Source organism: Acidobacteriota bacterium (genome assembly GCA_026393755.1).
Classification (GTDB): domain Bacteria; phylum Acidobacteriota; class Vicinamibacteria; order Vicinamibacterales; family JAKQTR01; genus JBAXOX01.
In genome coordinates, this window is sequence record JAPKZO010000016.1 from 34,757 (window position 1) to 58,036 (window position 23,280).

19 protein-coding genes are annotated in these 23,280 nt (G+C 65.6%); 7 read left to right on the forward strand and 12 right to left on the reverse strand.

The window, feature by feature from the left end; all coding sequences use genetic code 11:
- The first annotated feature begins 14 nt into the window (after nt 1-14).
- The gene (locus tag NTV05_05540; GenBank protein ID MCX6543859.1) at nt 15-920 is read left to right on the forward strand and encodes a hydroxymethylglutaryl-CoA lyase; all 906 of its coding nucleotides are present in this window, start codon (nt 15-17) and stop codon (nt 918-920) included.
- Nucleotides 921-924: 4 nt separating this feature from the next.
- On the opposite strand, the gene NTV05_05545 is transcribed toward NTV05_05540, so the two are convergent.
- Nucleotides 925-3,105, reverse strand: coding sequence for a M28 family peptidase (locus NTV05_05545; GenBank protein ID MCX6543860.1), 2,181 nt, complete (start codon nt 3,103-3,105; stop codon nt 925-927).
- 255 nt (nt 3,106-3,360) lie between these two features.
- On the opposite strand from NTV05_05545, the gene NTV05_05550 reads away from it, so the two are divergent.
- Nucleotides 3,361-3,780 carry an OsmC family protein gene (locus NTV05_05550; protein ID MCX6543861.1) on the forward strand — a complete coding sequence of 140 codons (420 nt, stop codon included), beginning with the start codon at nt 3,361-3,363 and terminating at the stop codon, nt 3,778-3,780.
- Nucleotides 3,781-3,803: 23 nt separating this feature from the next.
- Complete coding sequence (locus tag NTV05_05555; GenBank protein ID MCX6543862.1) at nt 3,804-4,763, forward strand: sugar kinase; 960 nt, start codon at nt 3,804-3,806, stop codon at nt 4,761-4,763.
- A 57-nt stretch (nt 4,764-4,820) separates the two neighbouring features.
- Here NTV05_05555 and NTV05_05560 read toward each other — a convergent pair whose 3' ends face one another.
- From NTV05_05560 to NTV05_05570, 3 genes are all read right to left on the reverse strand, one after another.
- Nucleotides 4,821-5,216, reverse strand: a complete 396-nt coding sequence (locus NTV05_05560; GenBank protein MCX6543863.1) for a type II toxin-antitoxin system VapC family toxin — start codon at nt 5,214-5,216, stop codon at nt 4,821-4,823.
- Nucleotides 5,216-5,437, reverse strand: a complete 222-nt coding sequence (locus NTV05_05565) for a hypothetical protein (GenBank protein MCX6543864.1) — start codon at nt 5,435-5,437, stop codon at nt 5,216-5,218. The genes NTV05_05560 and NTV05_05565 overlap by 1 nt, the downstream gene beginning before the upstream one ends.
- 105 nt (nt 5,438-5,542) lie before the next feature.
- Nucleotides 5,543-8,398, reverse strand: coding sequence for an FAD-binding and (Fe-S)-binding domain-containing protein (locus NTV05_05570; protein ID MCX6543865.1), 2,856 nt, complete (start codon nt 8,396-8,398; stop codon nt 5,543-5,545).
- A 201-nt stretch (nt 8,399-8,599) separates the two neighbouring features.
- Between NTV05_05570 and NTV05_05575 the strand changes: the two genes are divergently transcribed.
- Nucleotides 8,600-9,226, forward strand: a complete 627-nt coding sequence (locus NTV05_05575; protein MCX6543866.1) for a VTT domain-containing protein — start codon at nt 8,600-8,602, stop codon at nt 9,224-9,226.
- Here NTV05_05575 and NTV05_05580 read toward each other — a convergent pair.
- Together NTV05_05580 and msrP are read right to left on the reverse strand one after the other, a co-directional pair.
- A complete protein-coding gene (locus NTV05_05580) occupies nt 9,189-9,791 on the reverse strand; it encodes a sulfoxide reductase heme-binding subunit YedZ (protein MCX6543867.1) in 603 nt (200 codons plus the stop codon). The genes NTV05_05575 and NTV05_05580 overlap by 38 nt on opposite strands.
- Nucleotides 9,791-10,738: a protein-methionine-sulfoxide reductase catalytic subunit MsrP gene (gene msrP / locus NTV05_05585; protein MCX6543868.1), complete on the reverse strand. Its 948-nt coding sequence runs from the start codon at nt 10,736-10,738 to the stop codon at nt 9,791-9,793. Before msrP ends, NTV05_05580 begins: the two co-directional genes overlap by 1 nt.
- Nucleotides 10,739-10,855: 117 nt before the next feature.
- On the opposite strand from msrP, the gene NTV05_05590 reads away from it, so the two are divergent.
- Nucleotides 10,856-11,632 (forward strand): DUF2461 domain-containing protein, encoded by a 777-nt coding sequence (locus tag NTV05_05590; GenBank protein MCX6543869.1) that lies wholly within the window; start codon nt 10,856-10,858, stop codon nt 11,630-11,632.
- Between the two features lie 239 nt (nt 11,633-11,871).
- On the opposite strand, the gene NTV05_05595 is transcribed toward NTV05_05590, so the two are convergent.
- Together NTV05_05595 and NTV05_05600 are read right to left on the reverse strand one after the other, a co-directional pair.
- Nucleotides 11,872-13,158, reverse strand: coding sequence for a hypothetical protein (locus tag NTV05_05595; GenBank protein ID MCX6543870.1), 1,287 nt, complete (start codon nt 13,156-13,158; stop codon nt 11,872-11,874).
- Between the two features lie 102 nt (nt 13,159-13,260).
- Nucleotides 13,261-13,674 (reverse strand): SET domain-containing protein-lysine N-methyltransferase, encoded by a 414-nt coding sequence (locus NTV05_05600; GenBank protein ID MCX6543871.1) that lies wholly within the window; start codon nt 13,672-13,674, stop codon nt 13,261-13,263.
- A 193-nt stretch (nt 13,675-13,867) separates the two neighbouring features.
- Between NTV05_05600 and NTV05_05605 the strand changes: the two genes are divergently transcribed.
- Complete coding sequence (locus NTV05_05605; protein ID MCX6543872.1) at nt 13,868-15,100, forward strand: RidA family protein; 1,233 nt, start codon at nt 13,868-13,870, stop codon at nt 15,098-15,100.
- A gap of 10 nt (nt 15,101-15,110) precedes the next feature.
- Nucleotides 15,111-15,617 (forward strand): YajQ family cyclic di-GMP-binding protein, encoded by a 507-nt coding sequence (locus NTV05_05610; protein ID MCX6543873.1) that lies wholly within the window; start codon nt 15,111-15,113, stop codon nt 15,615-15,617.
- A gap of 50 nt (nt 15,618-15,667) precedes the next feature.
- Here the strand turns inward: NTV05_05610 and NTV05_05615 are convergent, their stop codons facing one another.
- The 4 genes from NTV05_05615 to NTV05_05630 form a co-directional block, all read right to left on the reverse strand.
- A complete protein-coding gene (locus NTV05_05615; protein MCX6543874.1) occupies nt 15,668-16,996 on the reverse strand; it encodes an MFS transporter in 1,329 nt (442 codons plus the stop codon).
- Between the two features lie 163 nt (nt 16,997-17,159).
- The gene (locus NTV05_05620) at nt 17,160-18,392 is read right to left on the reverse strand and encodes a DNA methyltransferase (GenBank protein MCX6543875.1); all 1,233 of its coding nucleotides are present in this window, start codon (nt 18,390-18,392) and stop codon (nt 17,160-17,162) included.
- 53 nt (nt 18,393-18,445) lie between these two features.
- Entirely contained in the window at nt 18,446-21,835 is a 3,390-nt protein-coding gene (locus NTV05_05625; protein MCX6543876.1) for an error-prone DNA polymerase, read from the reverse strand.
- Nucleotides 21,835-23,232 (reverse strand): hypothetical protein, encoded by a 1,398-nt coding sequence (locus NTV05_05630; GenBank protein ID MCX6543877.1) that lies wholly within the window; start codon nt 23,230-23,232, stop codon nt 21,835-21,837. Before NTV05_05630 ends, NTV05_05625 begins: the two co-directional genes overlap by 1 nt.
- Nucleotides 23,233-23,280: the final 48 nt, after the last annotated feature.

A 23,280-nucleotide genomic window follows, 5' to 3' on the forward strand; every position in this document is an offset into this window, starting at 1 on the left:
TTGGCGGATATCACATGAGACTGCCCGCACAGGTCACCGTCGTCGACGTCGCGCCCCGAGACGGTCTGCAGAACGAGCGCGCGCGAACAACGACGGCGCAGAAGGTCACCCTCGTCAATCTGCTCAGCGAGGCGGGGGTTCCCGTCATCGAGGCCGGGGCCTTTGTCAGCTTGAAATGGGTGCCCCAGATGGCTGACACGGCCGGGGTCATGGCGCTGATCGAGCGCCGGCCCGGCACGCGCTATCCCGTGCTCGTCCCGAACCTGCGAGGGCTCGAGCGGGCGCTGGCCGCCGGCTCGCGCGACATTGCCGTCCTGGCGGCTTCGTCAGAAACGTTCAGCCGCCGCAATATCAACCAGTCGATTGAGGAGTCGTTCGTCACGATCGCGGCCGTGTGCGGGCGGGCCAACCAGGCAGGTGTCAGCGTCCGCGGCTACCTGTCCACGTGCTTCGGCTGTCCCTACGAAGGGGAGGTGTCCCCGGAACGCGTGGGTGAACTGGCCAGGGACCTGTTCGCACTCGGCGTCTCCGAGGTCGCCATCAGTGACACGATTGGCGTCGCCCATCCCGGGCAGGTCTGGCAGGTGCTCGACGCGGTGGCGAAGCACGCCTCGCTCTCGACGATCGCGCTGCATTTCCATGACACGCGGGGCACCGCGCTCGCCAACGTCCTCGCCGGTCTCCAGGCGGATGTGACGACCTACTACGCCTCGTGCGGTGGCCTGGGCGGCTGTCCCTACGCTCCCGGCGCGTCGGGCAATCTGGCCACCGAGGACCTGGTCTACATGCTCAACGGACTCGGAATCGACACCGGCATCGATCTGGACCGATTGCTCGCGGCATCGACGTTTGCGTCAACCCGGATCGATCATCCACTGCCCTCGCGCTACTTCCAGGCCTCGCGCGCCGTCCGCCGGTAGCCCGTTACTTCTTTCTTGTCACGACGGGCGGCGCCTTTACGATCTCAACCTGTCCGCTCGTTTCGAGCGTCTTCACGGCCGCCGCCACCAACTCCAGATCGATGTCCGGATACTGAGGCGACACGGCCCATGCAAACTTGAAGTCGTTGTTGCTGGTGGTCACCTGGCCGTACTCAGCGCGCACGGCGTTGTAGATGTCGAGGATGCTGCGCGTGCCGTCGATGAAACCCGACACCTCCGACTGCGCGAGCGACGGCAGTCCGGCGGCGCGCTCGCCCGTCCGACCGCCACCAGCCGCCTCTCCGCGTCCGCCCCGCCCGCCGGCCGGCCGATCCGTCAACTTGCGGATGTCTTCGGAGAACGGCCTGAACTTCTTCTTCGGAATGAGCGTCGAGAGTTCGAGCGCCCTGGGACCGGGTGTCGGCATCACCGGCTTGATCCCGAAGGCCGCCGCCTGCGTTCTGAACACCGCTTCCAGCTTGGTGGCTTGCAGCGCGCGCGCCGTGTCAAGCCCTGCCACGAGCGTCTTCACGACGCTCTGAAGGCCGGCGTCAGCGCCGAGCGTCATCGTCGATTCCACGCCGCCCTTGCTGCGGTTCGCCGCCCACGTCACCTTGTTGGCCGCGGCGGCGTACTGGTCGGGCAACTTCGCCCCGTCCCCTGTCATCAGGCGAATACTCTGCCTCGCCACCTCCGAGATCCACTTCTCACCGTACGCCGCCGATTCCCACGCCAGCGCCTTGGCCTCCGGCACCCCGGCCATGGCCAGGTAATAGAACGACGCCGCCCCCACAAATCCGATGCGCTTGGTTTCGGTCGGATCGGTCATCCCGACCGTGTCCGCGCTCGAATGATAGAAGTTGTCGGGCCAGTGATTGAACTGCATCGCGGGAATGCCGGCGCCCAGAAACACCGCATGGTCGCTGGCGGCAATAAACGGCACGAGCCGGTAGTTGAACGGCCCGTTGTTGCCGGTCTGTGTGCGGATCTCGGTCTGATCGACGAACTGCAGCAGGTTGGCGATGAGGTCATTCAGATACGACGGCACTGAATCCGGCGTCATCTTCATGCGCAGGTAGGTATCCGTCTTCTTCAGATCCGACCCCGGCATGTCGTAGTTCATCGCCGCGATGAGCGTGTCGGCCAACTCCGGGTGCTTGAACATGTACGCCCTGGTGCCCGAGATCTCGGGGACCCAGAGGAAGTGGATCGTTCGTTTCGGCCTCGGCAGCACACGGTCGCGAATCAGCCGCGCAAGCGTCCGCGCGATCTCCAGCGTCGTGCCCACACCGGAACAGTTGTCGTTGGCGCCGGGCGTGGCGATGGTCTCGAAGGCATGGGCGACAATCATCAGATCGCCCCCCTTGGGATCGGCGCCTGGAATCGAGGCCGACACGACGTTCATCTTCGAGGGGTACCGCTTCGTCTTCACGTGCGATCGCACGACGACTCGCTGCCCGCGCTCAATGTAGGACTGCAGTTCCATGACCTGCCGCAGCGACAGCACCCAGCCGAATCCCCCCTTGTCCGTCCTCGGCGTGATCGATGTCCACCCCAACTGGTCGAGCGTGTAACCGGCGGAGTTGGCGCTCACGCCGGCGCTGCCCGTGCCGAGCGCGCCAGCCGCGCTCTTCTGCGTCACCGCGACGTCGAACACCTGCCTGACGCCAGTGTCCCCGAAGACGATCTTGCCCGCGACGTCCTTGCCGGTGTAGTCCGCCTCACGGCCCGCACCGACATACACGACTTCGGCCTCGACGTCTCCGCTCAGACTGCCCTTGGCCAGCGCCGTGGGCACCTGGTTGATGCTCGCCATCTTCTTGAGCACCGGCTGCACGAGCCACAGGTCGGCTTCCTCGGCATCCCACTCGTCACCGGCCGGAAAGTACTCAACCTGAACGTCGGACAGGCCGAACCGGGTCGCCTCACGGCTGATGTAATCGGACTCGAAGTACGGGCCCGCATATTCTTCGGGCGTGCGATGGCGGTTCGCCGAGAGCATCTGCACGTGCAACAGCGCCTGCTCTCCCGAGTACTCGTTGAGGATGGCATCGCGGATGACCGGCGGCACGAGGCACCGATCGGGCGGCGCCTGTCCAGACATCGTGACTGCGCCAGCCAGGGCGGTCGCGGCGAGCACGATCCAAGCTGACGTCTTGCGCGGAATCTGTCTCTGAGTAGTCATCCACTCCTCCATCCGAAACGACTGAAGCACCTGCTCGGGTGCGGCAGCATAGCACACGCGAGAATGGCCGGGGTGATGCGGTTGAGAGGTGGCGCGGCGCTTCGCGAAGCGGCCCCTCGAACCAAGAGAAGAAGAAGGGCGGGGACGCGGAGGAGCCGTCGTCCCGCTGGGCGGGAACTGCGCGAGAGAAGCAGGAAGCGTGATGGTATGCTGGACGTCTCGATGGATTCCTGCTCCCCGGAGGTAACTGACACCATGACGATCAGCAATTCGACGGCGGTCTGGAAGGGCAATCTCACCGATGGCGCTGGCACGATGAAGCTCGGGAAAGGCGCCTACGAAGGCCCCTTCACGTGGGCGTCCCGATTCGCCACCGGGGCGGGCACGAATCCAGAGGAGCTGATCGGTGCGGCCCACGCGGGCTGCTACTCCATGTTCCTCTCGGCCATCCTGTCGAAAAGCGGCTTCCCTCCGGCGGAAATCCGGACATCGGCGAGCGTGCACCTGGGTGATGGCCCGGCGATTACGCTCATCGAACTGACAACCGACGCGCGGGTGCCCGGATGTGACGAGGCCACGTTCCAGCGGCATGCCGAACAGGCCAAAGCCGGCTGTCCCGTGTCAAAGGCTCTGGCGGCGGTCACGATCAAGTTGACCGCGCGGCTGGTCGCGTAGCGCGCGGGGTCGTCGGCAGCGCGATGCTCACCCACCCGGTGCGTCTGCTCGTCATCGGCGATATCGCGTGGGACATCCTTGTTCGCCCCGAGCGCGAGCTCGTCTGGGGATCGGACGTGTTCGGCCGCGTCGAATTGCTGCCGGGGGGCGCCGCCGCGAATGTCGCGGTCTGGGCGCGGCGGCTCGGCGCCGACGTCACGCTGGTCGGCAAGGTTGGCGATGACACCCTGGGCGAGCTGATGCTCAGGCATCTGCGCGCGGAGGGCCTCTCGACCGAGATCCCGGTCGTCCCAGGCAAGCCGACGATGCGCATCGGGATTGTGATCGATCCGAAAGGCGAGCACGGATTCGTCACCGACCATTCGAACCCGATGTCGTTCTCGCCCGCTGATCTTCCGCCGACGCTGCTCGATCACACGGACTGCGTGTTCTTCAACGGCTACGGGATCTTTACGTCACGGACCACGGAATTCCTGAGGCCGCTCCTCGCTGAGGCGCGCAGACGAGGTATCCCCACCGCATTCGATCCCTCGTCATTCACGCTGATTGACGGCTATGGACCGCAGCGGCTGCTGGCCGAACTCGGATCGCTCGACCTGCTGCTGGCCAACCGGGAGGAGGCTCGAGCGCTCTGCGCTGGCGCCGATCTGTCGCGTCTGAGCGCGACCGCCCGTGTCGTTGTCGTGAAACAGGGAGCCGATGGCGCGTCGGCGTCTACCTCCACCGACACATGGCGCGCCGCAGCCGCCCCCGCGGTGGTCGTCGATACGACCGGTGCAGGCGACGCGTTCGACGCCGCCTATCTGGTGGAGTACCTGTCGAGCGGGAACGTCGATGCGTCGCTCGAGGCGGGAAACACGCTCGGCGCCCACGTGGCCAGCCATGTCGGCGCCCAGCCGGAACCCGCATCGCGCCCGGCTACTCCGCCAGACACACCCATCGCCTCGGTACGAGAGCCCAACCGAGGTGCGGGTTGGGATTGAGGATGTTGACCAGAGCCGCTTGAAACAGCGTGCCTGCACAGGCGCGTCAATCGGCCGCTACCAGACTGTGACAACGATGGACGAATCGGTGATGTTGGCGTCCTTGGTCACGAGCGGCAATCGATGGACCTTTGCGGTCGCCGTGATGATCCGGTCGAACTGGTCGCCATGGGGCAGCTCCAGCGCCGGTGCCACTATGGCGATGTCCAGCGTGATCGGGAGCACGGTGACGTAGTTGAGCAGGTTGCCGAGGACGGTCGCCGGTGATCCGTCGAACGAGATCCGCCGCAAGTGTCGCAGCAGCCCGATCTCCTGCAACGTGACATCGGCAATGGCCAACTGCTCGTACGGGGTGGTGCTGATGGCCCGGGCCGCCTTGGTGCCCAACCGGTCATCGTCGGTGGCCGCCCACAAAAACGCGTGCGTATCGAGCAGGTACTTGAGGCGGGCCATCAGAGCGATGGTTTCCAGCCGTGGCCGGGAAGCGTCGGCTTGGACAGATCGTCGTGGAAGACAATCTTGCCTTTGGCTGCGCCGAGCAGGGACTTCCGGGCCGCACCGGCGGTGAACAGGAACTCCCCTTCTCTATCTCGCACGCGAACCGCCTCGCCTTTGCGGGCCTTCGCTTTGAAGGTCGCAAAGTCGCGCAAGAACGTGCGGGTGTTTGTAACCATGCTGTCCAGAGTGTCTGACGTACTATCATTTGTCAAGCATCCGATCCAGGGCATCCGGTCACGTGGCGGCGTGGCGCGACGATGGTGTGGAACCCGGAGTCGCTGCTATCGCCCCAAGCCCTTACGCAGCAACTCGGCAATGTGCCATACGCGGCGACCGGTCGCCTGCGTCACCTGCTCGCGACAGCTGAACCCGTTCGATACGATGTACGTGTCGTCCGAGGCGGCGCGCACCGCGGGCAGCAGCCCCCGTTCCCCTGCCTGGATCGAGACGTCGTAGTGACTGCGCTCGAACCCAAACGCGCCGGCCATGCCGCAGCAGCCCGCATCGAGCAGCGTGAAGTCGAGCCCCAGCTTCTTCAGCACGGCGATTTCGTCGTCTATCCGGAGCGACGCCTTGTGGTGGCAGTGCGCCTGCACAACGGCTCGGCCCGAGAGCGTCGCAGGCACGGTCTTGCCTTCCTTCTCCAGGAATTCCGTGAGAAAGAACGTCTGCTCGCTCAGCTTCCGGGCGAGCGCGTCGTCGGGGAAAAAGCGCAACAGCTCGTCCCTGAACACAGACACGCAGCTTGGCTCGAGTCCGACGATGGGGACGCCGGCGTCGATGTCGGCGCGCAGGCTCTCGAGAATATCGGCCAGTTGACGGCGGGCTGCGTCGAGCAGGCCGTGATCGTAGAGCGGACGGCCGCAACAGAGACGCTTTCGTGGAATGTCCACGCGGTAGCCGACCGCCTCGAGTACGTCGGCGGCCGCCCTGGCCACTTCGGGATGGAAGTAGTTGTTGGACGTATCAGCCCACAGCAGCACTCGCGGACGCGAGTCGCCCCGGCCCGAGGCCGGCGAAAACGAACGCCTGAAACTGCGCGCGGCAAACGCCGGCAGGCGCCGCTCTGGCGCGACATCAAGCGCCCATTTCACCATCGTGCTGAACGGCGGCACCTGCGTGAAGAGGTTGGCCAGCCACGGCAGATACTCCGCCATCGCGGCCCACCGATGAATGTACCCGAATGCAAAGGCGCGCAGCGGCCGCCGCCGTCCCTCGTAGTAGTGCGAGAGAAACTCCGCCTTGTAGGCGGCCATGTCGACGCCCACCGGACATTCGCTCTTGCAGCTCTTACATGACAGGCAGAGGTCCAGCGCCTCGCGCACCGCCTCGCTGTGGAAGCCGTCCTTGACGACGTCGCCCTGGAGCATCTCGAACAACAGATGCGCCCGGCCGCGCGTCGAGTGCTGCTCATCCCGCGTCACCATGTACGAGGGGCACATGGACCCGATGTCGGTCTTGCGGCACTTCCCCACGCCGACACAGCGCACGGCCGCTTCGCTAAAGCTGCCTTCGATCGGATACGCGAATCGGCTCGCCACCTGCGGCGGGCGGTATTGCGGCATCCGCAGGTTCTCGTCGAGGCGGTAAGGGTTGACGACCTTGCCCGGGTTCATGCAATTGTCCGGATCCCAGATCGCCTTGAACTCGCGAAAGGCTTGAACCAGTTCCTCCCCGAACATCCGCGGCAGCAGTTCTGCCCGGGACTGCCCGTCGCCGTGCTCACCCGAGAGCGATCCGCCGTAGCCGACCACCAGGTCGGCGGCTTGTTCGACAAATCGGCGGTACGCAGCGATGCCCTCAGTCGACTTGAGGTCGAAGTTGATCCGCGTATGCACGCAGCCCTGTCCGAAATGCCCATACAGCGCGCCATGCAGGCCAAACGCCGCCATGAGCTTTCGGAAGTCCCGCAGGTAGTCGCCAAGCCGCTCCGGCGGCACCGCGGCGTCTTCCCACCCCTCCCAGTTATGACCCTCGCCGGGTACGAAGGAGGTCGCACCGAGCGCCGACTCCCTGACGCTCCACGCATGCTGACTCTCCAGCGCATCGCGGAACAGCCGCATCGCCGGGGCATCTGGACGGGAGCCGAATCCCTCCATCAACGCCTCGGCCTTCGCCTCCGCTTCGGCGGCGGTCTCACCGCCAAACTCGGCGTACAGCCACCCGCCGCCTGGCGGCAGCAGCGCCAGCCCCTTGGTGTTCAGCTTCTTCTTCCGCGTGTGCTCGACCAGCAGCGCATCGATCCCTTCGAGACCGATCGGGCCGTAGCGGGTGACAAACGGAACGGCGTCGGCCGCGCGACACACGTCCTCGAATCCAAGCAGCAGCAGCGCCCGCGCCGGCGGACTCGGCACCAGACGAACCGTCGCTTCGAGAATCGTGACGCACGTCCCCTCGGTTCCGACCAGCGCCCGCGCAACATGAAACCCGTTCTCGGGCAGCAGGTAGTCGAGGTTATAGCCGGACACGCGGCGTGGGATTCGCGGAAACCGGGCCCTGACCAGATCGCCGTACCTGTCGCGCAAGGCGCGAAGCCCGCTGTAGATCTCGCCCCGTCTTCCGCCCTGGCCGATGATGCGCTCGATCTCGTCGTTCGAGGTGGCCCCGACCTTCAGCCGCAGGCCGTCGTACGTCACCACATCCAGTTCGTCGACGTTGTCATCCGTCTTGCCGGCCATCACCGAATGGGGCCCGCACGAGTTGTTGCCGATCATCCCGCCGACCGTGCACCACCGATGTGTTGCGGGATCGGGGGCAAACGTCAGGTGGTGTGTCTCGGCCTGCTCGCGCAGCCGATCCAGCACGACGCCAGGCTGAATGCGCGCCTGCCGGAGCGCCGGATCCACCGACAGGATCCGGTCGAGGTACCGGGACATGTCGAAGACGACGGCCACGTTGCAGCATTGGCCAGCGAGACTGGTGCCCGCACCGCGCGACAGAATCGGAGCGCCCGCACTGCGGCAGACCGCGACGGCGGAGACGATGTCGTCGACGTCGCGCGGCATGATTGCGCCGATCGGCACCTGTCGATAGTTGGATGCGTCGGTGGCATAGAGCGCCCGGCTCGGGGGATCGAAGTGGACGTCGCCCTTGATCGTCGCGCGCAGCTGCGCCGCGAGTGCGCGTGCGTCACGCATGTCAGGGGCTCCCCAGGTTCGACGAGCGGGCGTGGCAGCGGGCAGAGTGACCATGGCGCGGCCTTCAGCATACCAGAGGGCTGTATACTGGCTCGGTTGCCCACGGCCACAAGAGGCGGAAACCGGGTTCGAAACCCGTTCCCGCGGCCGCAGAGAGGGCCGCCCACGCAGGTTTTGAAACCGTCTCCAGAAAGGGTTCGCGTGCTCGACTTGATTCAGGATTTCTTCCGTTTCGTCTATAACGTCCCGAAGCTCATCGAGGTCGGCGGGCTCGTCGGGCTGATGTTCGTGATCTTCTCGGAGACTGGCCTGATGGTCGGCTTCTTCCTGCCGGGTGATTCCCTGCTGGTCACAGCGGGTGTCGTCGCCTCGAGCGGGTTATTGAACATTTATACGCTGATCCCGGCACTCATTCTTGCGGCCGTCTGCGGCAATGCCACCGGGTACTACATCGGCAAGCGTGCCGGGCAGGCGCTGTACAGCCGGCCCGATTCGTTGTTCTTCCGCCGCCAGCACCTGATACGCACGCACGAGTTCTACGAACGGCACGGCGGCAAGACCATCATCCTCGCGCAGTTCGTCCCGATCGTGCGGACGTTCGCCCCGGTGGTCGCGGGTGCGGCGAACATGACCTACCGCCGCTTTGCCTCGTTTAACGTGGTTGGCGCCATCGTATGGATTACGACCATGACGCTCACCGGGTACGTACTCGGCAGCGTCATTCCCAACATCGACAAGAATATCCACATCGTCGTCGCGATCGTGATCGCGCTGTCGCTGATGCCGGCAGTCATCGCGTGGTTCCGCTCGAGGACCGCGAAGAACTAATCCCAGACCAGACGCGCGACGCGAGCAGGACGCCAAGGATGATCGCGTAATTGCGGGGCGGGCGGATGTCGGCTTTCACGAGCCACCAGTAGTGCACGACACCGATGGCCGCCGAGCCGTAGGCGAGGCGGTGAAGGCGCCTCCACCGCTTCCCGCCCAGGCGGCGAATCATGCCGGCCGTTGACGTCACAGCAAGGGGCAGCATCAGCGTGTAGGCCGTTACGCCGGCCGTAATGAACGGCCGCTTGTAGATGTCCTTGATGATCGCGGCGCCGTCGAAGAACTGATCCAGCCAGAGATAAGTCATCAGGTGGAGCGAGCCGTAGAAGAAGGCGAACAGCCCGAGCATTCGCCGGAACCTGATTGCATCGTTCCAGCCCGTCCATCGCCGCAGCGGCGTCGCCGCGAGCGCCAGCAGCAGGAACCGGAGCGTCCAGACGCCGGTTTCCCGCGTGATGGTCTCGATGGGATTCGCGCCGAGTGCGTGGGCCCACGCCCCCCAGCCGAGATAGGCGACGGGACCGAGCGCGGCGACGAAGACGAGGAACTTGGCTGCACGGATCACTAATAATTCTTCCGCAGATCCATCCCCGTATACAGTCCGGCCACCTGGTCGCCGTAGCCGTTGAAGATGAGCGTCTTGCGCTTGAAGAACTCGCCAATGCGCCGCTCGCTTCCCTGGCTCCAGCGCGGATGGTCGACCTCTGGATTCACGTTGGAGTAGAACCCGTATTCCTGCGGCGCGTACGCGGACCACGCCGTGGTCGGCTGCCTGTCGACGAGCCTGATGCGCACAATCGACTTGATGCTCTTGAAGCCGTACTTCCACGGCACCACGAGCCGGATTGGCGCGCCGTCCTGGTTTGGCAGCATCCGCCCGTAGAGCCCGACGGCGAGGATGGTCAGCGGATGCATGGCTTCGTCGAGCCGCAGGCCTTCGACGTACGGCCAGTTCAGGATCGCCGAGCGCAGACCCGGCATCTGATTCCTGTCGGCCAAGGTCGTGAACTCTACGAACTTCGCCTGTGGGGCGGGCTCGACGCGTCTGAGCAGATCTCCCAGCGGGAAACCAACCCACGGAATCACCATCGACCAGGCTTCCACGCACCGGAGACGATAGACGCGCTCCTCGAGCGTGTGGGGCTTGAGCAGGTCCTCCAGCTGGTAGTCGGCCGGTTTGTTCACCAGACCGTCGATCTTGACCGTCCAGGGATTGACCCTGAAGTTCTTTGCGTTTCCCGCCGGGTCGGCCTTGTCGGTGCCGAACTCATAGAAGTTGTTGTACGACGTGATGTCGCCGTACGTGTTCCATTCCTCGCTGACCGTGTAGGCGCTCTTGCGGACGTTGGGAATCTGGTCCTGCGCGGCATCGAGGGTGGCAAAGCGCGAAAACCCCGCGGCGGCAGCCAGCGCGGGAACAGCAGACGCCAGGATGAACTCCCGACGACGCAGGTAGACACCTTCGTCGGTAATCTCGGACGATCGAATGTCCGACTTCGGTCGTATGAGCATGGGGCCCTCACCCCCAGCCTACCCCCAAGCGGGGGCGCGCTGCCACCTGCGCCACTGGATTGGCATTCTCTGGCAGCCGCTGTACACTTCGAAGCAGGCCTCACGGAGATTCCTCTTATGCCACTGGATCGCTTGAAGGCACGCCCCGCACGCCCCGCGGCCGGATCGGCCACTGGTTTCACCCCGCAGACGCTCGCGTTTCTCCGGGCCCTCGCGCGCAACAACCGCCGCGAGTGGTTTCACGAGCGGAAGGATCGCTATGAGGAAGTGGTGCGAGCGCCGATGGCCGCGTTGATCGAGAGGTTCGCGGTCGATTTCCGCGACTTTGCACCGGACATGGTGGCGACACCGCGTGCATCCATGTACCGGATCTACCGGGACACGCGGTTCAGCGCAGACAAGACGCCGCTCAAGACGCATGTCGCCGCCGTGTTTCCCCACCGGCTGCTGCCCAAGCACGAGGGTGCGGGTTTATATTTGGAGGTTGCGGCGCAGCATGTGTGGTACGGAGGCGGCATGTACCTGCCGTCGACGTCGCAGCTGCACCTGGTGCGCGAACACATCGCGGCCCATCATCGGCGCCTGCGATCGATTGTCGAATCGCCGGCCTTCCGCCGCGTCTTTGGCGAACTGGGCGGCGAACAGCTGAAGCGCGTGCCGCTGGGCTTTCCAAAGGACCATCCGGCCGCCGAGTACTTGAAGTTCCGGCAGTTCCTGGCGGGATGTGAAGCGCCTGCCGCGTTCGCGACATCTCCACGGTTCTACCGGACCGTGCTCTCGGCGTTCCGCGTCCTCGCCCCTCTGATCGCGTTCCTCGACGAGCCGCTCATCGCCGATCCGGGGCGGGGCTCGCATCCATCAACGTGGTTGTCGAGCGAGCGGTCGCGCGCATGATCGACGGGGCGGCTGGGTGACTGGCGGCCGGCCTGATTTGTCTGCTATGGACTGGGCGCATCTCTCGCGCTCACGCTGTTTGTCACGCTGCTGCGAACCGGCATTCGCGGTGACGAAACTCTCGCTGCTTTACCTCGTTGCGAACGGAGCGTGGACAGCCGTCATTCGAATGGTCGCACGGGAGGCAGGCGTTCCCGCCCCGCGCACGTAACAGGCCCGCGGTCCAAGAAGAGGCGCCGCTAGAGATCCTTCCGGCGGTGATAGATCAGCCCCGGCTTCTCCGAATGCGGACGGTAGTAGTCCACAAGCATGTCGATCGGGAGAATCACCCACGGCGCGACCCGTGACGTGCCGTTCTTCGTGAAGACCAAGCCGTCGGCGATGTACGTGGCCGTATGGATGAGGTTGCCTCTCTCGTCCAGCAGCGCCACGATGTCGCCCAGTTCGAAGTTGTTCTCGACGACGAAGTAGTCCCGCTTCATGTGCTCGACGGCAAAGCCGACATCGAGATACCGATCGTCCGGGATCTGATTGAAGAAGTTCAGCGCCGTCCACAGACAGTTGGCGAGCAGTGGGCGGTCGAGATCCTGCGCGGTGACCTCCGGGTACCGATAGAGGCGCTCGCGCGCAAAGACCGGGAGCAGGTGCACGATGTCGAGCGAGTGGTCGACCCCCTCGCCGACGATCGACTCGAGAATCGGCCGGATGTCGGTGCGCCGTCCGCCGCGGCCCCAGTAGGCATCCAACCGGCCGAGGTCCGAGTTGTTTTGAATCGACAATCTGACCCTCACGGTCGACTGCCGCAACAGCGTCTTGACGAGCCGCCGCCGTTCCTGGACGTCCGTGATCGTCGACCTGACGAGCGCGGCATCTGCGAAGTACATGTGCTGGCCGTACCGGTAGATCAGCGGTTCGACGAGGCGCCGCGTGGCCGGGGATATCAGTGACGAACGCAGCCAGTCGTCGCTCGACCCGCTGGCAAACCGGAACGCGTGCAACTGATCGGCGTTGAGTTGGCTCTTCCCAAGTTGCACGTAGAGTCTGGCGCGGACCTCGGGTGCCAGGCCCCGCAGCAAATCCGCATCCGGGGTCATCACGACGCCGCTGATACTCGGTTCTGAACGGGCGGTCGAGAGCAGCCGGGATACCTGGGCCTGCGTCAGACCAGTCGACGACAGGAAGGCTCCAGCAACGTCCAGCCCCGTCCCGGGAAAGAACCAGTACTTTCCGGCGTCGGGCAACCGGGCCCAGTCGTCCGCGATCAATTCGATCGGCGGCGAGATCACGATCGGGGTGATGAGGAGCGTGCCCCAGGGATCGGAGGCCCGGGTCGTCTTGGAAGGTAGTTCCGCGAGGCCCGCAGCAGGGGTCGCCGTTTCGCCCGGACGCCACAGATACAGGGTGCCAGCGACGAGCCACGGCACGATGACGAGAATGGTCAACGCCGTCAGCCACACCCTGGGAACCACGAAGGCGGGATGGTCGGGCGTCTGGTTGGAGGTTGCAGTTTTCCCGGGAGTCGACATTGGCAAGCTACTTTCCGACGTGCGGCGCGAGATTCAGACTCCAGACATCATAACGCGCAGGCAGGCCCGGCCGGAAATCCGAGATCAGTTGTCGTACTGCCGTCAGAGCCTGGTCTTGCAGCCGCGCCGGCACTGGCACGCGATGCCCGCCGTGCCGCCAGTGTAGTACCGATACGACAATTCCTCGCCAGGCTTGATCGTCCGCGCCGCGCAGATCCAGATCGTGTCGCCGACGATCCGCGAATAGCAGTTCGGCGCGCAGTCATGGTTGATGTACCGCGCGACACTGCCGCGCACTTCGGCGTCCCGCACCCACCGGCGGTTGATGGCGAACAGCCAGATGCGGCCGCGGGCCTGATGCGCCACTTCCCGAACGCGGCTCTCCCGCGTCGTGATCTTCTCTCCGGCATAATCGATGATGCGCGTGTTCTTGGGGATGGTGTCGAGCGCGAACACGCCCCAGCCGTGGAGACGGGAAGGTCGGCGGACAATACGGGGATGCGACGGCTTCTTCATCTGCTCTTGACCCTGAGTTCATTCTAGTGGAGGACGGCGGATCAACGCTGGTGTCCCGGTCGCGGCTTCGGAGGACACTGCCGCCGGAACGCCAGAGCTCCGGTCGAAGGGTAAGATACACTGCGAGGGCCCCGGTGAGCGTCGCGGACTCGTGTCTGTGTTTGCCGGGCGAGAACCAGATTTGGAGCGCGAGATGTCACACTCAGCAGGATGGCGCATCGTGCTGGTCCTGGTGGTCATCGGAGTGGCCGCCCAGTTCATCAGACCGGATCGCGCTGTCGCAGGCAAGGTCCGGCCGAGTCAGAAGGCGGCGATCCCCTTGATGCCGGCGTTCTCTCCGACGTCCACTCACGGAGGATTCGTCTACGTCTCCGGCATTCTGCCGGGCACCGCCGGCGCCCCGCCATCGGTGACCGAGGACATCGGCAGCCAGACGACGCGCGTGCTGGACGAGCTATCGGCTCGCCTCATTCGAGCAGGAACCAGTCTCGACCGCGTCGTCACGCTGTCGGTCTACCTGAAGCGCGCCGAGGATTTCGCGGCGATGAACCAGGTGTGGGCGAAGTACTGGCCGAAGGATCCGCCGTCGCGCACGACCGTCATTGCCGGCCTGCCGCACCCCGGCGCGCTGATCCAGGTCGCCGCCGTCGCTGCCGCGCCAGGGACGTCCCGGCAGACGATTCATCCGCGACAGTGGCTCACGTCGCCCAGCCCGTACAGCTACGCCGTCAAGAGCGGAGACACGCTGTTTCTGGCGGGCCTGGTTGCGCGGCGCGGCGCCGACAATACGACCGTCAAGGGCGACATCGCCGTGCAGACCCGGACGGTGATGGACAGCGCCAAGGCCATCCTCGCGGAAGCGGGTTTCGATTTCAGCGACGTCGTGAGTGCGAGGGTCTTTCTGACCGATGTCGCGAACTTCGCCGGGATGAACGAGACGTACCGGTCGGCGTGGGCCAAGGATCCCCCGGCGCGGGCGACGGTTGTCACCGGGCTGATGAGCCCTGACTACCTCGTTGAAGTCACCTTTGTCGCCGTCAAGGGTGGCGCGCGGGTGGCCTACACGACACCGAACGCGGACGGCACGCCTGGCGCACCCAACCCGAGTTTGAGCGGCGCAATCGCCGCGGGCGGGCGCCTGTTCACGTCTGGCACGCTCGGCATCATCCCGGGCAGAACGACAGACGCCGGGGCGCAGAGCCGCGAGATCCTGGCGCGGCTCGGCCGGACGATGGCGCTCGGCAAGGCTCAGTGGTCGAACGTGATTGACTCGGTCGTCTACGTGACGAGCCTCGACGAGGCGCCGGCGGTGCTTGACGCCTTCCGCACGCAGACCGGTCGGGCGCTGCCAGTCGGAACGCTCGTGCTCTCCGGGTTGATGAACCGCGAGGGCGTGGCCGAGATCATGTTGACAACGGGAAAATGAGGCACCAACCATGGCTGGCACGTGTTCGTTCGACGTAACGTCCACTGTCGATTTGCAGGAAGTGGACAACGCGCTCAATCAGGCCCGCAAGGAAGTGGTTCAGCGTTATGACTTCAAGGGCTCGAAGGCGGCGATCGAGTTCAGCCGCGCTGACAACACCATCACGCTGGTCGCCGATGACGAGTTCAAGATGGAGGCGCTGTGGGAAATCGTGCAGGGCCGGATGGTCAAGCGCAGCGTGCCGGTCAAGAACCTCACGCTCGGAGAGATCGAGCGCGGAGGCAACGACACCGTGCGGCGCGTCGTGACGCTACAGCAGGGCATTCCCAGCGACACGGCCAAGGCCATCGTCAAGTTCCTGAAGGACCGCAAGCTGAAGAAGGTGCAGGCCGCTATCCAGGCCGACCAGGTGCGTATCTCGTCTCCCTCGAAGGACGAACTGCAGACCGTGATGCAGTTGTTGCGCGCCGAGGATTTCGGGATCTCGCTGCAATTCGGCAACCGCAGAGACCAGTGACGGGCGGACGTTGAGGGCGGTGGCGGCCCTACCGCAGAACGGAAGGAACGCTATTTCGCGACGTACGCGGCGGCGGCGGCGCGGCCCCGCTGTTCGCGCACGAGCAGCGTCAGGAACAGGGCGACCAGGAAGAAGAGCGAGCAGAGCAGGATCGCGGAGCGCAGCCCCAGCCTCACCTGCAGCACCCCGAGCGACAGCAGACCGAAGATTGCCGCGAGCTTCCCGAACAATCCCCAGAACCCGAAGAACTCGGCCGCCTTCGATTCCGGGCTGAATACCGCCACCACGGTGCGGCTGGCCGACTGTGTCGCGCCCAGGCACAGGCCCGCCATCGCGCCCATGAACAGAAACACGTGTTCAACCCGCCACGCGGTGCCGAGCGCGCCGTTCAACCAGGCGGAGATTTGGGGCGTACCCCAGATGCCCAGAATGGCCGCCACCCAGATGCCGAGCGTCAGGTTGAACGTCCGCAGGTTGCCCCAGCGCTTCTGCAGAAACCCGAACCCGACGGCGCCGACACTGGCGGTCAGATTCGTGATGACGAACATCAGCATCTGGCTCCGCGGACTCCAGTGAATCACCTGGTCGCCGTAGATGAACGCGAACGCGATCACGATCGAGAGCCCGGCCATCGCGAAGAAGAAAGCGACGAAGAAGACGAGCAGGTCTCGGAACCCGCCAAGCGCGCGGGCCGTCTCGACCAGCCGCCGGAAGCCCATGCCGAGCAGCGTCTCGCCCGGCGGCAGCACCTTGGCGGTGCCTCGCTCGCGCAGGAACATGAACGTGGGGATGGCCGCCGCGAGGAAGAAGACGGCGGTGATGGGCCCCACCAGCCTCACTCGATCGAAGTTCTCGAGGGTTTGATCGCCCACGACGCCGAGCACGAGGGCCGTGCACGCGATCCCGCCGACGTACCCAAGACCCCACGCATATCCTGAAATCTTGCCGAGTTCTTCGGTCGGGCCGAGGTCGGGCAGGAAGCTCGACGTGAACGACTCACCGACGGCGAAGCCGTAGTTCGACACGATCACGAGCACCATGGCGAGCACGATGTGCCCGGGGCTGACGAAGTAGAGGAACGCCGTGGCCACCACGGTCAGGGCGTAGCTGTAGAACAGAAACCGCTTCTTCGCGGCGCGAAAGTCCATGATCGCGCCCAACACAGGGGCGGTCAGCACCACCAGCCCGTAACTCACCGACAGCGCCACACTCCACAGCAGGTTGCCCAGTTTGAAGTCGGGGCCGTCGCCGACGACCAGACGCGGAAAGATCACGCTGAAGACGACGGTCACGATGACGGTGGTATAGCTGGAATTGGCGAAGTCGAACATGGCCCAGCCGAAGATCTCGCGCGCGGGCGCCCTGGGTGTCGTCGTCACAGTCGTTCTCCCGCCGGGAAGCGGATCGGCGTGTTCGGGATGCGCATGATGCGAGCGCGAGTGTAACAGACCCGGCAGCGCCGGGAACGGCAGAAATCGATCCGCGACGCTCGCGGGACCGTTAGAAGGACATTTCGCGTGATCGCCGTGAACGACGCCGGGCCTACCGCTTCGTGAAGACCACGATCCGGTTGGTATTGGTCCCGATCGTGTTGTTGTTGACTCCCCAGATGTTGGCGGTTTTCGTGAACTGCTGAGCGTTGATCAAGACGCACGCCGGGTCGAGGCCGGCCTCAATTCCGGCCGGCACGACGTTCTCTTCGAGCTTGATGGAGCCACCCCGGACTTCTCCCACCTCGAAGGCCACCCATCCGCCGACCTTCAGCAGCCGATGCAGTTCCCGGAACACGAGCGTCATCTGACGCTGCCACTCGGAGAGGCCGGCTCCGTTGGTAAGGAGGACGGCCTCCGGGTCGATGCCACAGAACCAGCATCGCAGCCAGTTGTCCATCTTGTAGTTGACCACGTTCAGGAAGGGCGGCGATGTGACGACCAGGTCGACCGAGGCCGACGCAATGTCTGGCGTGGAGTGCGCGGCCCCGGTAACCAGATGTCTGGTGGTGCGTGTGCTGCCCAACGTCGCGCGCGTCTCGGCGTCGCAGTCTTTCAGCAGGGCCTTCGTCTTTCGCAGGATCAACGCCGGCACGTCACGGCGGGGCGGCACCCGTGAGCGGGCCGCGTTGATCTTGCGCCGCGCCTGCACCCAGGTCGCCTGGTTGGGGGGGAGCGGATAGACCGAGAAGAACCCGGGCGAGTGTCCGGTCAGCCGGTTCACCGCCACCATCCGGATCCACCGATCCACGTCGTCGAGCGTGTGATTGCGCTCGCGGGCCAACAGGTACTCCCGCAACGCGCAGATCTCCTGCAGCGTGTCGTGGTGATAGAACACGAGAAGATCGTCCGGAAGATCGGTACGCTGATGGAAGTCAATGTCTGCCAGCCGCCGTTGAACATCGGGCAGGTCCGGCGGCGCCAGACGCGGGGCCAGCAGGACCGCGGTCAGCGGATTGATGTCGCACGCGACCGGCACACGCCCGGCCAGCGCCGCTTCGAGCGGCGTGGTGCCGCGTCCGGTGAACGGATCGTAGACGACCGCACCGGGTGTGGTGAGCCGATCGATGAAGAAGCGCGGCAGTTGCGGCTTGAAGCACGCGCGGTACGAGATCTCGTGCAGGCTGTGCGCGGCGCGTTGGCGGGACGTCCAGAACTCGTTGATGAACGTCGGCACCTCGACACGGCCGCCGTCGGCCAGCGCTGCCGAGGTGATTGTCTCGGCGGTCACTGTGTCGTGCCAGCGGAAGTCGCGGAGGTCGTGCAGCAGTTCGTCAGCGGTCATCGGCACAATCGTCAATCGTGGGCTGGCTGTCGCGGCGTGTCAAGCACGCGGGTTTAGTAGAAGTCGTGCGAATCGACGTCGATGGGCACGCCCGCGATGCCTTCCACGCGTTCGGCGCGCACCGACGTCACGCCTTCCTGGTTCTGGAGCCATCCCTCGATGAGCAGAAACGGCTCTTCCAGAATCGCCAGCCGATCCCGTGCGAACAGGTCTGGCCGCACAATGATGTTCGAGATGCCTGTTTCATCCTCGAGCGTGAGGAAGACGAATCCCTTCGCCGTTCCCGGCCGCTGCCGGGTGATGACCGTGCCGGCCACGCGGATGCGGCGGCCCTGGCGTTCGCGCGGCAGATCGACGGCGCGCAGGACGCCGCGCACCGCCAGTTCGCGACGCCGCAGAGCCATCGGATGCGGGCCGATGGTCAGGCGCGTGCCGCCATAGTCGGCCACGAGGCGCTCGGTGAGGGACATGGGGAGAAGCGGGCATGGACCGTCTTCTTGCTCCGTGCTTCCTGCTTCCTGCTTCTGTTCGGGCGCGATGAATCGCGCCCCTACGTCACTCGCTCCTTGCTCAAGATCCTCCTCGTACAACTCCCCCGCCGGCCGCACGGCCTTTTCGATCTGCCACAGCGCCTCGCGCCGGTGATAGCCGAATGCGTTGAGCGCCCCGATTTCGGCCAGCACGGCCAGTTCCTCCTTGTTCGCGCCCGTGCGCCTGACACAATCCTCGAGCGAGCGGAACCGCACCGAAGGCGGCGGGACCATCGCCCCCTCGATCGCCTCGCCCACGTGCCGGCGGAGCCCCGCGACATACCGCAGTCCAATCCGGATGGTGCCGTCCTCTTCCACCTCGCACTCCCAGCGCGAATGCTGCACGTCCACCGGCGCAAACCGCACGCCGTGCCGCTGCGCATCTTTCACCAGCGTCGCCGGGTGGTAGAACCCCATCGGCTGATTGTTGAGCAGGGCCGCATAGAAGGCCGCCGGGAAGTGCGCCTTGAGGTACGCGCTCGCATATACGATCAGCGCGAAACTGGCCGCATGTGATTCGGGGAATCCGTACAACGCAAACGACGCGATCGATTTCACGATCCCATCGGCCGCTTCCCCCGTGATGCCCTGCCGCGCCATGCCCGCGCGAAGCTGCCCCTCGATGGCCTTCATCCGCTTCTCGGATCGCTTGAATCCCATGGCCCGCCGCAACTCTTCGGCCTGGCCGGCGGTGAACCCCGCCGCCACCATCGCGATCCGCAGCAACTGCTGCTGGAAGAGCGGCACGCCCAGCGTGCGCGCCAGGATGGGCTCGAGCGACGGATGCGGGTACACGACATCGGCCCGGCCCGCCCGCCTGTCGAGGTACGGATGCACCATCTGGCCGACGATCGGCCCGGGCCGGATGAGCGCCACCTCGACGACGAGGTCGTAGAATTTCGCCGGCTTGAGGCGCGGCAGCGTGGCCATCTGCGCGCGCGACTCCACCTGGAACACGCCCACCGTGTCGGCGCGCTGGAGCATCTCGTACACCCCCCGGTCGTCAGGCGGGATGTTCCACATCTCGAGCCGCTGGCCTGCCACGCCGTCCGCCTCCGCGCGTAGCGCTACGGCGAGACCTCGACGAAGCTCAACGAGCGAAGTCGGGAAGCTATTGGATTCCGCCGAAGGCGAAGGCGGGACGGGCGAAGGCTGATTGATAATGCCGAACGCGTCCTGCAGCGCGGCCATCATGCCCAGCCCCAGCAGATCGATCTTGACGATCCCCATGTCGGCGCAGTCGTCCTTGTCCCACTGCACCACCACCCGCCCCGGCATGCTTGCGTTCTCGAGCGGCACCACGTCATCGAGCCGGCCGCGCGCGATCACCATGCCTCCCGAGTGCTGGCCCAGGTGACGCGGCAGATCCTGGATGCGCCGCCACAGATCCACAAACAACGCGATCTTCGGCTGCGCGGGATCGAGGCCGGCGGCCCGCAGATCGCGCAGCAGCGCCGCGTGCTCATCCGTTTCGCTGAACTCGAAGCGCCCGAGCAGTTTCGACAGGCGATCCAGTTGTGCCGGTTCGAACCCCAGCACCTTCCCCACTTCGCGCGTGGCGCTGCGATCGCGATACGTGATGACGTTGGCCGTCATGGCCGCGCCATGACGGCCGTACTTCTCGTAGACATGCTGGATGACGCGCTCGCGCCGATCGCCGCTTGGCAGATCCAGATCGATATCCGGCCACTCGCCGCGCTCCTCCGACAGGAAGCGCTCGAACAGCAGGTCCATCCCCACCGGGTCCACCGCCGTAATGCCCAGGCTGTAGCAGACGGCGCTGTTGGCCGCCGAGCCGCGTCCCTGCACGAGAATCTGCTGCTCGCGACAGAAGTTGACGATGTCCCAGACGATCAGGAAGTAGCCGGCGAGATCGAGTTTCTCGATCAGATCGAGCTCGCGGTTGACTTGCGCGCGGGCCTTGTCGTCGAACGGCCGATAGCGCTCGCGAGCGCCCACCAGCGTGATGGCGCGCAGAAACGAACTGGCCGTCTCGCCCGCCGGCACCGGAAAATCAGGAAAATGATAACCAAGATCGGCCATCGAATACTGGAGGCGATCGGCCAGGGCGCACGTGGCGGCCAGTGCCGCGGGAGCGTCACCGAACAGCGCCGCCATCTCGGCCGGCGGCTTGAGATACCGCTCGGCATTCCGTGCCAGCTTCCGCCCCGCCTGTTCGATCGTCGTTTTGTGACGGATGCAGGTGAGCACGTCATAGAGCGGGCGCTCGACCGGATCGGCAAAGCGCACGCCGTTCGACACGATGAGCGGCACGTGAAACGCCGAGGCCAGCCCGCGCAACATCTGGTTGGCGGTCTCTTCGTCGCGCAGAAAATGACGCTGGAGCTCGACGGCCACGTTCGCACGCCCGAACAGGCCCGTGATCCGATCGACCAGACCGCCCACGCCATGACGACCGGCCGCCAGCGCCTCGCGGCCCACGATCGCCACCAGGCCGCCGGTGTGGCCGTCGAGGTCGTCGAGCGTGAGCGCGCCTTCGCCTTTTGGCGATCGGAGCTTCATCCGGGTGATCAGACGGCACAGGTGCTGATATCCCTCGCGGGTTTCGACCAGGACAGGCAGGCACCACCCGCCTTCGCCCGACTCCGCTCTTCGAGCGTCGTCGGGCTTCGGCGGGGCAAGCGGGGTTAGGGACCGGGGATTCGGAGGTCGGACGGCCTCCGCCTGCGGCTTCCGCGTGGCGGCGGTCATCGTCGACTCGCAGCCGATGATGGGCTTGATGCCGGCGGCACGGGCGGCTTTGTGGAAGCGCGGCGCACCGTACACGCCATCGCGATCGATGAGCGCGAGCGCGGAATATCCCAGCGCCGCCGCCCGCTCGACGAGCGTCTCCGGCAGCGAGGCGGCTTCGAGAAAGCTGAAGGCGGAGGACGCGTGGAGTTCGGTGTACATCAATCCACCACCGCCTCTACAAACCACCGTCCGCTGTCGCGGTCTTCGAAGATGCGGTAGAGGCCGCCGTCGCCGAGCGCCACGTCCCACTCATCACGGTTCCAGCCGGCCAGCCCGCGCAGCGCCTCCACACCTGAGGCGCCCTGCGTCTTCGTCGTCTTCCACCACTCGCCCGACGTGCGCCAGGGTCCGGCGCAGGCGTGCACGCGGCCGCCAGACAATCCCGGCCGATCGGTGTTGACCACGATGGGGCGGTTGTGATCAATCAGCACGCGCGCCGGAATGGGAAAGCGAAAGCGACGGAGGCAGGCGGTCGGGGGGCGTGGTGATCCCAGAGAACGCCGTAGGGGCACGGCATGCCGTGCCCCTACTTGCGGCGCGACGAGCGGGGTTCGAGTTTCAGGCACGCGGAACGGCACCATCGCAAACGCGCCGGGCCGATGGGAATCGACCAGCGCTGGCGATCCGCATCGCGTGTCGCCCATCAGTGCGCCAAGACGCGCCAGCAGCGTCGATACCTGTTCGGGCGCCGGCAGCGCCCGCGTGAGCAGCGACTCCTGCACGATGCGGCCGGGGGTCGGGTCGATGACCACCGTCACGCGGTCGACGCCGGCCGGTGGCTGGTGCGATTCGAGATCCAGCAGCAGCAGCGTGCGCAGCACCTTCGCGTCACGCATGGCGCCGGGCAACTGCAGGGTGCGGGTGTGCGTGTCTTTGGTGACGAGCCGCAGATGGAGGTGCAGCACGGCCGCTCCGCGATCGCGCCGTTCGAGCCGCTGGCAGAGCGGATCGAGCACGCCGCCAAGCACGAACGACAGCGGCTCGAGTCCCTCGATGGGCCATTCCAGTTCGGTCGTCGCGTCAAACGACTCGTCTTCCCGCGTGGGCACCAGCGGGCCGATGTCTTCGCCGCGCGCCAGCGCGCGCCACCTCAGCCCTTCCTGCCCGATGCGCCCGGACAGTTCGATGGCGGGCAGCGCGGCGAGTTGACCAAGCGTGCGAACGCCCCAGCGGGACAGGACGGACAGGATGGAGGGATTCCCCGCCTTCGCCAGACTTCGCTCTTCGAGCGTCGCCGGGCTTCGGCGTGGCGAGCGGGATGCGGGGATTGGAAGAAACACCTCGAGCATGCGGAGCGGCAACGGCGCCAGGACCGCGGCTTCTTCGCCCGCCGGCACCACGGTCACACCAGCGCGGGCCGCGGCACACAGAATGGCCGTCGTGCGCGTCGCCGCAACACCCACGTGCACCGGGCCAAGCCCAGCGTCGGCCGCCGCGCGGCACAGTTGATCGGCAACCGCCTTGTCGTCACCGAACAATCGTGTGAGTCCATTCACCTCCAGCGTGATCACCGTCTCGGAGCGCGCGTCCACGCGCGGCGAAAACAGACGTGCCACATCCAGCAAGCGCGTTCCGGAAATGGGGTCTGACCCCGTTCTCTCTGC

Bases quoted from the DNA above. Each gene is read 5' to 3' on its own strand.
- NTV05_05625 (MCX6543876.1), bottom strand. From the start codon at position 21,835: ATGTACACCGAACTCCACGCGTCCTCCGCCTTCAGCTTTCTCGAAGCC.
- NTV05_05550 (MCX6543861.1), top strand. From the start codon at position 3,361: ATGACGATCAGCAATTCGACGGCGGTCTGGAAGGGCAATCTCACCGAT.
- NTV05_05620 (MCX6543875.1), bottom strand. From the start codon at position 18,392: ATGACCGCTGACGAACTGCTGCACGACCTCCGCGACTTCCGCTGGCAC.
- NTV05_05545 (MCX6543860.1), bottom strand. From the start codon at position 3,105: ATGACTACTCAGAGACAGATTCCGCGCAAGACGTCAGCTTGGATCGTG.
- NTV05_05595 (MCX6543870.1), bottom strand. From the start codon at position 13,158: ATGTCGACTCCCGGGAAAACTGCAACCTCCAACCAGACGCCCGACCAT.
- NTV05_05600 (MCX6543871.1), bottom strand. From the start codon at position 13,674: ATGAAGAAGCCGTCGCATCCCCGTATTGTCCGCCGACCTTCCCGTCTC.
- NTV05_05555 (MCX6543862.1), top strand. From the start codon at position 3,804: ATGCTCACCCACCCGGTGCGTCTGCTCGTCATCGGCGATATCGCGTGG.
- NTV05_05605 (MCX6543872.1), top strand. From the start codon at position 13,868: ATGTCACACTCAGCAGGATGGCGCATCGTGCTGGTCCTGGTGGTCATC.
- NTV05_05570 (MCX6543865.1), bottom strand. From the start codon at position 8,398: ATGCGTGACGCACGCGCACTCGCGGCGCAGCTGCGCGCGACGATCAAG.
- NTV05_05610 (MCX6543873.1), top strand. From the start codon at position 15,111: ATGGCTGGCACGTGTTCGTTCGACGTAACGTCCACTGTCGATTTGCAG.
- msrP (MCX6543868.1), bottom strand. From the start codon at position 10,738: ATGCTCATACGACCGAAGTCGGACATTCGATCGTCCGAGATTACCGAC.
- NTV05_05540 (MCX6543859.1), top strand. From the start codon at position 15: ATGAGACTGCCCGCACAGGTCACCGTCGTCGACGTCGCGCCCCGAGAC.
- NTV05_05590 (MCX6543869.1), top strand. From the start codon at position 10,856: ATGCCACTGGATCGCTTGAAGGCACGCCCCGCACGCCCCGCGGCCGGA.
- NTV05_05560 (MCX6543863.1), bottom strand. From the start codon at position 5,216: ATGGCCCGCCTCAAGTACCTGCTCGATACGCACGCGTTTTTGTGGGCG.
- NTV05_05565 (MCX6543864.1), bottom strand. From the start codon at position 5,437: ATGGTTACAAACACCCGCACGTTCTTGCGCGACTTTGCGACCTTCAAA.